The sequence below is a fragment of the Micromonospora sp. NPDC047187 genome, from assembly GCF_040643355.1.
In the GTDB taxonomy this organism is placed as follows: Bacteria; Actinomycetota; Actinomycetes; order Mycobacteriales; family Micromonosporaceae; genus Micromonospora; species Micromonospora salmantinae.
The window spans coordinates 45450-58026 of the sequence record NZ_JBEYUF010000005.1; the positions used below are offsets into that span (position 1 = coordinate 45450).

The following is a 12577-nucleotide window of genomic DNA, read 5'->3' on the forward strand; positions in this document are numbered from 1 at the left end:
CGCGCGGGGCGGTGGCGGCCCCCCCCGGGGGGGCGGGGGGGCCGCCCCCTCCCGCGGGGCGGTGGGGCCGTGGGGCGGGGCGGGGCGCGCACGCCACCCCCCCCCCCCCCGCTCCGGGTCCCCCCTTGGAGAAGGTACGGTGGGGCCGGTACAACCCCCGCACAACTCACGCACAGAGCATGTACTCGCCCGATTGTCCGGGTGTGGTACGCGTGGCGGAACACGGCAGCGTCCACATGTGAGGTGCCTGGTTGCGTTTCGAACTCCTTGGCCCGTTCCGGGTGTACCGCGACGACCGGCCGGTTCCGCTGGGCTCGGTGAAGCAGCGTCTCCTGCTGGCGACCCTGCTGCTGCGCCCGAATGAGGTCGTCGGCACCGACGAGTTGGCCGCGATGCTGTGGGGCGACGACGAGCCGGCGTCGGCCGCGGCGAACCTGCGCACCTATGTGCGCGGGCTGCGGCGGTCGCTGGGCGGTGGGGCGACCTGGGACGGGATAACCGCTGCGGCCGGCGGCTACCTGCTTCGGGTGGGCCCAGGCGAACGGGACGTGGACCTGTTCGACGCCGCGGCGGCGCGTGGCCGTGAGGCGTTCGCCACTTCCGATCTGGACCGGGCCGAGGCTGAACTGTCCGCCGCGGTGCGCCTGTGGCGTGGTGCACCGCTGTCCGACCTGCCGCTGCGCTCGACGCTGGCTCGGCGGGTGGCGCAGTTGGAGGAGCGTCGGCTGCTCGTCGAGGAGGACTACGCCGAGGCGGTGCTGGCCCTCGGCGCGTCGGCCGACGTCGTGCACCGGTTGCGCGGCCTGCTCGACCGGCACCCGCTGCGGCAGCGGGCGTGGGGCCAGCTGATGGTGGGCCTGTACCGCATCGGGGACGTAGCCGGCGCACTTGATGCTTTCCGGCAGGCCCGACAGACGCTGGCGGAGGAGACGGGCCTCGACCCCGCACCTGAGCTTGTCACGCTGTACGACGACATCCTGCATCACCGTCCGGGACTGGCGGCGCAACCGCCGACGGGGTCGGACCGGCCGGCGCCGGACACGGGAGTGGGGCCGCTCATTCAGCGCCCCGAGCAGCTGCCGCGTGCGGTGCCGGAGTTCGTCGGACGCAGCGCCGAGTTGGCCAGCCTCGACGGGCTTCTGCGTGGCGGGGCTGGGGCCCCGACGAGCGGCGCCATCTCTGTGGTGTCCGGAATGGCCGGGGTCGGCAAGACGGCCCTGGCGTTGCACTGGGCGCACCTGGTTGCCGACCGCTTCCCGGACGGGCAGCTCTATGTGAACCTTCGCGGCTACGACGAGGCCGGCGTGGTGTCCCCGCCCGACGCCCTGTCCGGCTTCCTCGAAGCGCTCGGCGTGCCCCACGCCCGGATACCCTCCGACATGGAGGCCCGGACTGGTCTCTACCGCAGTCTGCTGGCCTCGCGGCGGATGCTCCTGGTGCTCGACAACGCTCGCGACTCCGCCCAGGTGCGCGCACTGCTGCCCGGTGCGGGCCGCTGCATGGTCGTGGTCACCAGCCGTGACCGGCTCGGCGGCCTGATCGCCGCCGAGTGTGCCACGCCGTTGACACTGGACGTGCTCACGGCGGAGGAGTCGAGGAGCCTGCTCGCCAGACGTCTCGGGATCAGCCGGATCGCCTCCGAGGCGGTGGCGGTGGCGGACATCATCGAGGCCTCGGGCCGGCTTCCGTTGGCGTTGTCGATAGTGGCGGCGCGCGTCGCGACCCATCCCACCTTTCCGCTCAGCGCGATAGCCGCCGAACTGTACGCGGCCGAGGCGAGGCTGGACGCGTTGGCCGACGGCGACGTCCGGCGCGTCTTCTCGTGGTCGTTCCTGGCCCTGGGGGCGGACGCGGCCCGGCTGTTCACCCTGCTGGGGCTGCATCCGGGCCCGGACCTGACCAGCACTGCGGCCTCGGCGCTCGCCGGTGTGTCTGCCGCTGCCGTCACGCCGATCTTGCGGGAGCTGACCCGGCTCCACCTGCTGGCGGAGCATGCGCCCGGCCGGTTCGCGTTCCACGATCTTCTGCGGGCCTACGCGGCCGAGCTCGCACAGTCGTCGGAGCGCGGCGACGAACATGTCGCAGCCCGGCAGCGTCTGTACGACCACTACCTGCACGCCGCCTATCCGGCCGCCCGGCTACTCCAGCCGCAGTGGCCCCCGATCGAGCCGGTGCCGCCGCTGCCGGCACCCGCCAGGCGGTCGGTGACCGATCACGACGGCGCGCTCGCCTGGTTCACGGCGGAGCATCGGGTGCTGGTCCGGGTGGTCCGACAGGCCGCCGAGAACGGCTTCGAAACCTACGCCTGGCAGATCGCGTGGGCGCTGACCACCTTCGTGGCGCCGCGCGGCCTCTGGCAGGACCAGCTCGCCATTCAAGAGGTCGCGCTGGGGGCCGCAGAGAAGATCGACGACCTCGCCGGTCAGGCCGTCGCCAACCGGCTGGTCTCCCGCGCGCTGACCCGACTGGGCGACCGCACCACTGCCGAGTATCGGCTCAGGCGCGCGCTTGAGCTGCACGAACGTCTCGGCGACCCGATCGGCCAGGCCCAGACGCTGCACAACTACTGCGAACTCTGCTATCTGGACGGCCGGCTCGACGAGGCGCTCGCACACGGTCGCGAGGCGCTACGGCTCTACCGGCAGGTCGGCAATCACGCGGGCGAAGCCCGGACGCTCAACGCGATCGGTTGGCTGCTCGCCACCACCGGCGACTATGTCCAGGCCATCGCCAGCTGCACAGAGGCCCTGGACCAGCAACGACGGACCGACGACCGCAACGGTCAGGCCGCGACGCTGGACAGCCTCGGTTTCGCCTACGACCGCCTCGGTGAACGCGACCGCGCGGCCGACTGCTACGAGCAGGCGATCAAACTTTTCCGCGACTCTGCGGACCGGTATCACGAGGCGGAGACCCTCATCCGACTCGGGGACACCCGGGAAGGGATGGGCGACCGGAACGCTGCCGCTGCCGCGTGGCGCCTGGCTGCGCGGATCTACGAGGACGTGGGCGACCCCGCAGCCGAGGAGGTCCGCCACCGCCTTGAACGTCTGTAGTACGGGGCGAGAGTCAGGCGACGTTGTGGGGGCGGAACTGGACGCTCACCCGGGGGCCCACGGGGCGGGTGGTCTTGGGGATGGCATGTTCCCAGGTGCGTTGGCAGGAGCCGCCCATCACGATCAGGTCGCCGTGGCCCACCGGGAAGCGCAGGCTCTCGCCGCCGCCGCGTGGGCGCAACAGCAGCGGTCGGGGTGCTCCGAAGGAGACGATCGCGACGATCGTGTCGGTGTGCGCCGATCGGCCGATGGTGTCGCCATGCCAGGCCACGCTGTCGCGCCCGGACCGGTAGAGGCACATGCCGGCCGTGACGAAGGGCTCGCCCAGCTCGGGCGCGTAGTGCTCGGTGAGTGCGGCCCGCGCGGAGGTGAGGACGGGGTGGGGGAGGTGCCTCGCGCCGTCGTACCAGCAGAGCAGACGGGGCACGTCGACCTCGGCGTCATACATGGTGCGCCGTTCGGCACGCCAGGGCACCTCGGTGAGCAGGGTGTCGAGGACCGTGTCGGAGCCGCGCACCCAGCCGGGGAGGTGGTCGACCCATGCGCCCCGGCTGAGCTGGTGCCGGCGGATCTGGCCGGGCAGTGGCCTCAGGGTCGGCCCGGAGTCGGCCAGGTCGAGCATCGACGGCTGGTAGGCGGCAGGCGTCATGCAGCCACCCTAGCAGCACTTTCGTACACCCGTGCTAGCCCTGGACCGTGGCCTGGCCTGCTGCGGTCAGCCGGGGACGGTGGCGGCGCGCACGGCGTCGAACACCGCGTCAACCACCCGCGCCCGGCCCTGCCCGTCGACGGTGGACCAGGCGCGCGTGGCGAGCGCCGCGCGTCGCTGCGGCGAGCTGAGCAGCCCGTGCAGGGTCCGTGCCGCCGCCGCACGGGCGGCTCGTCCGGCGACGCCGCCGGCGGTCAGCTCCGGCAGTTCGCCGAGGCCGGCGGCCAGGCCGTGCCGCACCACCCGGGTGTACGACTCACGTTGGTTGTCGACCACGCAGACCAGTGCGCTGGGTGCGCCGAGGCAGCAGAGTTCCCAGGTGGAGGTACCGGCGGCGCTGACCACGAGGTCGGCTTCGGTGATCAGTGCCGGCAGCGAGGTGGTGGGCGGGACCGGTCGGATGGTCTGACCACGGCCGGGGGCGACATCGTCGACCTCCGCCTCGATCTCGGGTCGCCCGACGATGACAGTGAGGTCCATCGGGTGACCGGTGGCCACCAGCACCCGGGTGAGGACCGGCGCCGCGCCGACCGCGTCGGTGCCGCCGAAGAAGGCCAGCACCCGGGGGCGGCTGACCGCCGTGGCGGGCGGGGCGACCGGCGGCCGGGCGCTGATCACGGTGTCGCGCAGCAGGGCGTACCCGCTCCCGGCCAGCAGCCGACCGGGCAGTTCCGTCCCAGGCCCCGGCCTTTGCAGCTCCGCTCCGAAGTTCTGGTCGAGGTAGAGGTCCGCGACCTGGCCCCGGCTGTCGCCGTCGATGATGGCGAGGGTGTAGACGCCGGCGGCGCGCAGGGCGCCGGCTGCGGCCGGGTCCAGTTCGTAGGAGTCGAGGACCAGTGCGTCCAGGTGGTGTCGGCGGGCCGCCTCGACCAGTTCGGCCGCCGAGTCGGGGCCGGGGAGCAGCGGGATGCCCCGCGCGGCCAGCTCCGCGGTTGCCCAGTCGAGCCGTTCGACGGTGCCGAACACGGTGACGGCGGCGCCTCGGGCGAGGAACTCCTCGGCGAGAGCCAGGCAGCGGACGAGGTGGCCGACGCCGCGCCGTGGCCCGGCGTCGCAGCGCAACCCGACCCTCAGGGTGCTCAGGACTCCTCCAGGTGCTTCTGTCGTACGTCGGCGTTGAGCGCGCGCAGCCGGGGTTGACCGTCGAGCCAGTCGGCGAGCTTGGCCAGCGGCACGCTGACGTCACCGAAGTGGTCGATGATCGCGCTGACCAGCGTCCAGTCCTGCTCGGTGTCGAGGGTGAGCCGCAGCGCGGAGCGGTCCGGGGTGAGCGTCACCCCGAGCACCCGGAACAGCTGCGGGTGGGTGTACGCGTACGAGGTGACGTGCACCCGGTGGTGGTCGGTGGCGAGCCGGCCCAGGGTGCGCAGCGTCGCCGCTCGGATGATCTCGACGTCCAGCCCTCGGGGCAGGGTCCGGGCGATCGACGTGCTGGCGTAGTCCAGCCCGGGAACCGCCCGGTACACCGACGCGACCAGGGTGATGATCTCCGGGTCGAGCAGGGGACAGTCGGCGGTGAACCGCATGACGGCGTCTCCCGGGTGCGCCGCGAGGGCGCCCACGAACCGGTCCAGCACGTCGTCGACCGGCCCGCGGTGGCACGGCACGTCGAGGCGGGCGCACTCGGCGGCCACCGCGTCGTCGACCGCGTCGGTGCTGGTGGCGACGACCAGGTCGGCCAGGACGCCACTGTCCCGGGCGGCGCGTACGACCCGGCCCAGCACGGACCGTCCGGCGAGCGGGCGGAGCACCTTGCCGGGCAGCCGGGACGAACCCATGCGAGCCTGCACGATGCCGACGATCCGTGGCCCCGCGTCGTCCGTGTCGACCCCGGGCACCGGTACGGCGGTCACTGCTGCTCCTCCTGCTTGGGGGCCAGCACAGCGGTGGCCCGCCGTTTGGCGGCGCGGGCACCCCGCTTGGCCAGCCGGGCCGGGGTGATGGCGAGCCGGCCCACCCGGTAGCTGATTGATCCGCTGAGCAGGCCGATCGTCGTCTCGGCCCGGCGTAGCGCCCGTTCCCGCGAGGTGAGCAACTCCTCGGTCCACGCGGTCAGCGCGGCCAACCGGGTGAGTTCCTCGCGCTGGCGCAGCCACGCCTCGCGCAGCTGCTGGTAGCTGTGCCCGCCGACCGGCGGGTCGGTCGGCGCGACGGCCTGCAGTTCGGTGGCGAGGCCGACAGCGGCGCCGACGTCCAGCCCGTGCAGCGCGGCGGTGATGGCCGCCTCGACCTCGACCGCCTCGCTGACTGTCGCGCGGTCGATCTCGTGGCCGGCGAGTCCGCCGAGCACCACGGTCAGGCCCTCGACGTCGAGAGTGGACGACCACGGGTGGGCGTACCCGCCGGTGAGCAGGCCCGCGGCGAAGCGCCACAGCCCGCGGGCGAGCACCACGTCGCCGGGCAGCGCGGCGGTGGCCCGCCAGCTGGGGTCGAGCACCGCGTACCGCTCGCCGTCGACCACCACGTTGTCGGTGCCGGCCAGCGCCGCCGCGCCGGCGATCCGGCCGTCGGTGTCGGCCTGGTCGGCGAGCCAACCCGCGTACCCGCGCAGCAGCGCGCGCAGGGTGGCCAGGTCGCGGCGCAGGGCCGCGTCGAGCAGCAGGGTACGCAGCAGCCGGCCGGACGGCACCGGTCCGGACAGCGCGTCCGCGTCCCGGTACGCGGCCTCGCGGCTGGCGAACGGCGCGACGGCCGGCGTCGTCGGGTCGGCGGTCGGCATGAGCCCCCAGCGCCAACCGGAGGGGCCGTGCAGCACCTCCAGCACGCCGATCCCGGGGCGACCGTTCTGCACGAGAGCCACCGGCAGGTCCCGGTCGAGGGTCGGCGTGGTCGGGTCCGTGGGGTCGGCGGGCCGGTGGGCGAGGGTCAGCCAGCCCGGTGCGAGGTCGGCGGCGCGTCCGGCGTGCAGCGCGTCCACCGCGAGCCGGGCCGGGTCCTGGAGCACTGTGGCGCTGGTGAAACCCCCGGCGCAGGCGCCGTGCAGCACCGCGTCGAACAGGCCGGAGCCCGCGTCCCGGTCGAGGTGGTCGGCGTCCAGCAGCGCCGTCGGGGCGTTGACATCGGGGTACGTGGCCCAGCACGCGGCCGGCCGCAGTCCCGCCGCGCCGAGACGCTCGCGCAGTTGGTCCCGGTTGGCGGGGTGGGCGCGGTCCAGCACGCCGCCGATCACCCAGGCGGAGTCGTCGCGGCTGGCGTACCAGGGGGTGGTGTCGACCAGCCGGTGCAGGCCCAGCGGGTTGTCCAGGCGCAGCAGCAACGAGCCACCCGGTCGTACCGCGGCGACGAGTCGCGCCAGCACACCGTCCCAGCCGAGCCGGGTGCCCTCCACCGACTCCACCGGGTCCAGCCCGGCAGCCGCGATCACCACGTCGTACGTCTCGTCGTCGGGCAGCCCGGCCGGGCCACCCACCACCACGCGGCCGGCCCGGTGTGCCAGCGCCACCGCGTCCGGGTGGCTGCGCAGCAGGCAGGTCACCTCGGCGTGGGTGAGCTGGTCGAGCAGTGCCGGGTCGTGTGGACCGGCCACCAGGACCCGGGCGCCGGGCGGCACCAACCGGGCGGCCAGCGCGGCGAGCGGCCCACCGTTGGCCAGCCGTTCCTGCGGCAGGTCCGACCAGGCCAGCATCTCGCCGCCCGGCAGGGTGATCCGGTCGGCGGGTGCCGTCTCAGTCGTCACGGTCTTCCTCTTCCTCCTGGAGGTTCGCCCAACCGAGCAGCTCGCGAAGCTCGGCCGGCGTGCAGCGGTGGTCGGTGCCCAGCTCGGCGCGGGCGATCTCGACCGCGGTGGGCAGGTCGACAGTGGCGCCGTGCAGCTGCGGCCACTGCCGTCGGATCCGGGCGGTGCCGCCGAAGGTGGGGTCCTCGTTGGACAGGATCATCGGGTCGCCGTAGACGGCCGGCTCGCACCCGGCCGCGATGCCGTAGAAGATCGCGCTGGTCAGCCGGTTGGATGCTACCCGGCGGTGACGGCGCAGCTCGGTGAGCTGCCGGTCGAGGAACTCCGGATCGGTGTCCTTCCACCAGTGTCCCCGGTAGCCGTGGCAGATCACCCGGAACCCGGCGCGCTCGTAGAGCCGGCGCACGTTGCGCATCCGGTACTCGTGCCAGTAGAGGCAGACCGTGACCGGGCCGGGCTCGGTGTCCTTGATGAGGGCGATCAGTTTGCGGTGGTCGCCCTTGACGTGTTGACCCTCCCAGCCGTGGAACGGGTACCAGATGGTGCCCTCCCGCTCCTCGGCCGGTGGTTGCTCGGGGCGCATGGCCAACAGGTAGCTGAACGGCGCGCCGATGACGACAACGTTGCGTCGCCCCACCGACCAGGCCCGGCGGCGGGTCTGCTCCGACCAGAGCAGGCTGGGGGTGCGGTCGGCGTACGGGTGGCCGGGGGCCAGGCCGTCGCCGATGTTCCAGCCGTGCTGCACGTACCCGTTGATCCGGGGTGGGTGCCGGTCGCCGAGGCCGGCGTACCGGGCCAGTACGTGCGCGTGGCCGTAGAAGTGGTTGGCGTGGTGCATCAGGTTCCCATCAGGCGGCGGAACGCACCGAGCCGCCCCGCACCGCGGCGGTCAGCGCGTCGATGACGCGGTCCTGGTCGGCGTCGCTGAGCCCCGGGTAGAGCGGCAGCGACAGCTGCTGGGAGTAGAACGACTCGGCCACCGGGCAGGACCCGCGCCGGTAGCCCAGGTCGGCGAAGACCGGGTGCCAGTGCACCGGGATGTAGTTGACCTGGACGCCGATGCCGGCGGCCCGCATCCGGTCGTACACCTCGCGGCGACGTCCGTCGAGCACCCGGATCGGGTAGAGGTGCCAGGCCGGGTCGGCCCACGACCTGCGGTTTGGCAGCAGCACGCCGTCCAGGTCGGCCAGCGCCTCGTCGTAGCGGGCGACCAGGGCGCTGCGGCGGGCCGTGAACTCGCCGAGCCGACGCAGTTGGCTGCGGCCGAGGGCGCAGAGCACGTCCGGCAGCCGGTAGTTCAGCCCGAACTCGTGCACCTCCTGGTGCCAGCGGCCCTCGTCCGGGAAACGCAGGTCGTCGCGTTCGCGGACCACGCCGACGCCACGGAACCGGCGGGCCCGCTTCAGGATCTCCGGGTCCAGCGCGGCGACGGCGCCGCCCTCGGCGGTGGTCAGGTTCTTCGTGGGGAAGAACGAGAACGTGGTCAGGTCGGCGAGCGAACCGACCGGCCGACCGTGGTACGTCCCGCCGATCGAGTGCGCCGCGTCGGCGAGCAGCAGCGCGCCGCTGCCCTCGACCGACGTGCGCAGCGCGTCGTAGTCGGCGGGGTGGCCGGCGTAGTCGACAGCGGCGACGACCTTCGTCCGCGAGGTGAGCGCGGCGGCGGCTGCCGCCGGGTCGAGGCAGAACGTCTCGTCGTCGACGTCGGCGAACACGATCTTCGCGCCGAGGGCGACCGCGCTGCTGGCGGTCGCCACGAACGTCATCGGCGGGACGACCACCTCGTCGCCCGGCCCCACCCCGGCCGCCGCGTACGCCACGTGCAGCGCCGCGGTGCCGTTGGAGACGGCGGCGACACCGACTCCGCCGGTCCACCGGGCGAGGTCGGCCTCGAAGGCGTCGACCTGCGGACCGGTGGTGAGCCAGTCGCCGCGCAGCACGTCGGCGACGGCCGCGACGTCGTCCTCGCTGATGGACTGCCGGCCGTACGGGAGCATCCCCGTCATCCGTTGATGCCGAGCATGTCGCGCAACTGCTCGACGGTGAGCCACTCGTCGTTGGTGTCCGACTGGTAGGCGAAGCCGTCCGGCACCGGGTCGCAGTCGACCGGCGCCTGGTAGCCCCAGGTGGCGATGGTCGGCTGGACGATGAACCGGCCGTCGGCGCGCAGCGTCCGCCGGCTGTCGTCGGGCGCGATCATCTCCTCGTGCAGCTTCTCGCCGGGCCGGATCCCGATCTCGTGGGTGGTGGCGTCCGGGGCCACGGCCTCGACCAGGTCGAGGATGCGCATGCTCGGGATGCGCGGCACGAACAGCTCGCCGCCCTGCATCTGGCCGAACGAGTCCATGACGAACTGCACGGCCCGGTCCAGGGTGATCCAGAAGCGGGTCATCCGCTTGTCGGTGATCGGCAGGCTCTTGCCCTCGGCGGCCAACCGGCGGAACAGCGGAACCACCGAGCCGCGGCTGCCCACCACGTTGCCGTAGCGCACCACCGAGAACCGGGTGGGGTGCTGGGCGGCGTAGTGGTTGGCCGAGACGAACAGCTTGTCACCGACCAGCTTCGTCGCCCCGTACAGGTTGATCGGGCTGGACGCCTTGTCGGTGGAGAGCGCGATGACCTTCTTGACGCCGGCCTCGATCGCCGCGTCGACGACGTGCTGCGAGCCGGTGATGTTGGTGGCGATGTACTCCGAGGGGTTGTACTCCGCGGTGTCCACCTGCTTCAGCGCGGCCGCGTGCACCACGTGGTCGACGCCGTGCATGGCCCGGGTGAGGCGGTGCCGGTCCCGGATGTCGCCGATGAACCAGCGCAGCCGCGGGTCGTCGCCGAGTTGCTGGCGCAGCTCGTACTGCTTGAGCTCGTCGCGGGAGAACACCACCACGCGGGCGGGGTCGGCCTCGTTGAGGATGTGCCGGAGGAACGTCCTGCCGAAGGAACCAGTTCCGCCGGTGATCAGAATGGACGATCCATTCAACTCACTCAATGTGGTGCTCCCGTGTTCGTGGATGAACGAGCGGCCCTGGGCCGGCCGACCGGGGTGACACGCTAGCCATGCCGGGTTAACTCCTCGGCGCTCGCGGGTGAACCACAACCCCTGCTCCCGTGAATGCCGAACACCGCTTAGGCGAACACTTCCGACCGGCCCGGATGTGGGCTGACCTGGTCGGACCGGGCCGTTACAGTGACCGCGCGAACGACCCGGCGGCCCGACGCGCAGCCGGGTCCCACGTTCACCCGACATCCACACCGCCTCGGTGCGAGCGGGCCACCCCGGGCGTCACCGACGCCGGCCGGTGGCCCGTCGGATCAGCGCGGGCCCGGTCCGGCCGGCAACTCTGGAGGCGTTCATGGCACCCGGTAGTGACGTGATCGAACGGCCGGTGGTGGTGGCCGAGACGCCGAGCGGCCCGCCGGCCCGACGTTGGCTGGTGCCGCTGCTGCTGGTCGTCGGTTGGGTGCTCAGCGTGGCCTGGCGGATGTGGTGGTCCCGGCACGTCGTGCTGCCCATCGCCCACACCGACGAGGACAGCTACCTGAACACCGCCCGCGCGTTGGCCGGCGGCCCGGGAGGCTTCAGCAGCGAGAACGACCTGCTGCGCCGGGTCGGCTACCCGATGCTGATCTCGCCGGCGTTCCTCGGGGACCGGCACTTCACCGACAGTTACCGGATCGTCCAGCTGATCAACGCGATGGTGAACTCGACGCTGCTGCCGCTGGCGTACCTGTTCGGTCGTCGCCTGTTCCAGCTGCGCCGCTCGTACGCGCTGCTCGGCGCGGTGGTTGCGGCGACCCTGCCGGCCACCGCCTTCTACGCGGGCGTCGCCATGATCGACGCGGTGATGGCGCCGCTCGTGGTCGCCTGGCTGCTCGCCGTGCACCGTTGGATCACCCGGCCCGGCCCGCTCGCCGCCGCCACGGTGGGCCTGCTGGTCGGCGGGTTCCACCTGCTGCACTCCCGTGGCCTGGTGATCGTGGCCGTGCACGCCGGGCTGGTCCTGCTGCTGTTCGTTCGCCGCCGGATCAGCCCGCCCGTGGTGCTCGCGGCGCTGCTGCCGGTGCTCGCCATGGCGCTGGTCAACGAAGCCGCCATCCGCTACCTCGGCGGCAAGGTCTACCTGCTCGGCAGCACTCCCGGCGGCAGCACGCTCGACGCGATCGCCTCCGCCCAGGGCGTGGTCCGGGTGAGCGCCGCGGTCACCACCCAGCTCTGGTACCTCGTGGTGATCACGTTCGGACTGGCCGGGGTGGCCTGGGCCGGGGCGGTCCGCGAGCTGTGGCGTCCACGGCACGGCGACGCGGCCCGCTGGACGATGGGCGTGGCGCTGGTGGTGACCGTCGGGGTGGCCGGGGGAGCGTCGGTGATCCTGTCCGGCATCACCGGCAAGCCGCTGGACGCGATCTACGGCCGGTACGTGCAGATGCTCGCGCCGTTCTGGCTGCTGGTCGGGCTGGGGGTGCTGTTCACCGCCGGGTGGCGGGTGGTGCTGCGCCGGGCGGCCGTCGCGGTGGCGCTGCTGGTCGGTGGCGGTGCGCTGATCGCGGCCCGACTCGCGTACGTGGCCAGCCAGGGCCACCAGCTGCGCTACGGCGGTTTCAGCGCGCCGGACCTGGTGGCGTTGACCGGGGGCTGGCGTGAGCTGCGACCGGTGGTCGGGTCGCTGGTCGGCATCGCCGGCTGTGTGCTGCTCGTCGCCGCGGCCCGGGTGCCCCGCCTGCGGCTGCCGATCCTCGGCGCCCTCGTGGTGGTCAACCTCGTCACGATGCAGGTGATCGACGAACGGATCGTGCGACCGGCCGCCGAGAGCACCGCCCCGACGCCCCGGGTGGCCGACGTCGGCGTACGCCCCGGTGAGCGGGTGTGGGCCTCGACCGGCGTGCACTACGTCCTCCGGTTCAACCTCAGCCACCAGGTGACCTGGACCGACGTCCGGTGGTTCGGCGACAAGCAGCCGCCGGCCGCGGCGCAGGTCGTGTTCGCCCGCTGGGCACCCGGGCAGATCGACGACTGGAACGGCACGGCTTACGGCTTCGTCCGGCTCGGTGGCAACCCGGAGCAGCGCTGGGCGGCCTGGCGGCGGGGCTGACCCACCGCGCCCGGTGGACACCGCTGTTCGTTAACGGCGGATGTCCACC

General features: G+C 73.0%; 9 protein-coding genes. 2 read left to right on the top strand and 7 right to left on the bottom strand.

The features are described from left to right. Positions 1-251: 251 nt before the first annotated feature. Complete coding sequence (locus tag ABZ794_RS11270) at positions 252-3056, top strand: BTAD domain-containing putative transcriptional regulator (protein WP_210781294.1); 2805 nt, start codon at positions 252-254, stop codon at positions 3054-3056. Between the two features lie 13 nt (positions 3057-3069). Here the strand turns inward: ABZ794_RS11270 and ABZ794_RS11275 are convergent, their stop codons facing one another. The 7 genes from ABZ794_RS11275 to pseB form a co-directional block, all read right to left on the bottom strand. Beyond that, positions 3070-3705: an alpha-ketoglutarate-dependent dioxygenase AlkB gene (locus ABZ794_RS11275; RefSeq protein WP_210781295.1), complete on the bottom strand. Its 636-nt coding sequence runs from the start codon at positions 3703-3705 to the stop codon at positions 3070-3072. A 66-nt stretch (positions 3706-3771) separates the two neighbouring features. Next, positions 3772-4848 carry a spore coat protein gene (locus ABZ794_RS11280; protein ID WP_210781397.1) on the bottom strand — a complete coding sequence of 359 codons (1077 nt, stop codon included), beginning with the start codon at positions 4846-4848 and terminating at the stop codon, positions 3772-3774. Then, positions 4845-5618 carry a glycosyltransferase family protein gene (locus ABZ794_RS11285; protein WP_307850442.1) on the bottom strand — a complete coding sequence of 258 codons (774 nt, stop codon included), beginning with the start codon at positions 5616-5618 and terminating at the stop codon, positions 4845-4847. The genes ABZ794_RS11280 and ABZ794_RS11285 overlap by 4 nt, the downstream gene beginning before the upstream one ends. Continuing rightward, positions 5615-7441 carry a class I SAM-dependent methyltransferase gene (locus tag ABZ794_RS11290; RefSeq protein ID WP_210781296.1) on the bottom strand — a complete coding sequence of 609 codons (1827 nt, stop codon included), beginning with the start codon at positions 7439-7441 and terminating at the stop codon, positions 5615-5617. Before ABZ794_RS11290 ends, ABZ794_RS11285 begins: the two co-directional genes overlap by 4 nt. Then, on the bottom strand, positions 7431-8279 hold the full coding sequence (locus ABZ794_RS11295) for a hypothetical protein (protein WP_210781297.1): 849 nt from the start codon (positions 8277-8279) through the stop codon (positions 7431-7433). The genes ABZ794_RS11290 and ABZ794_RS11295 overlap by 11 nt, the downstream gene beginning before the upstream one ends. A gap of 10 nt (positions 8280-8289) precedes the next feature. Continuing rightward, positions 8290-9447 (bottom strand): aminotransferase class I/II-fold pyridoxal phosphate-dependent enzyme, encoded by a 1158-nt coding sequence (locus ABZ794_RS11300; RefSeq protein ID WP_210781298.1) that lies wholly within the window; start codon positions 9445-9447, stop codon positions 8290-8292. Next, positions 9444-10427 carry a UDP-N-acetylglucosamine 4,6-dehydratase (inverting) gene (gene pseB / locus ABZ794_RS11305; RefSeq protein ID WP_210781299.1) on the bottom strand — a complete coding sequence of 328 codons (984 nt, stop codon included), beginning with the start codon at positions 10425-10427 and terminating at the stop codon, positions 9444-9446. The genes ABZ794_RS11300 and pseB overlap by 4 nt, the downstream gene beginning before the upstream one ends. A gap of 364 nt (positions 10428-10791) precedes the next feature. Between pseB and ABZ794_RS11310 the strand changes: the two genes are divergently transcribed. After that, positions 10792-12528 carry a hypothetical protein gene (locus ABZ794_RS11310; protein ID WP_210781300.1) on the top strand — a complete coding sequence of 579 codons (1737 nt, stop codon included), beginning with the start codon at positions 10792-10794 and terminating at the stop codon, positions 12526-12528. The last annotated feature ends 49 nt before the right edge of the window (positions 12529-12577 follow it).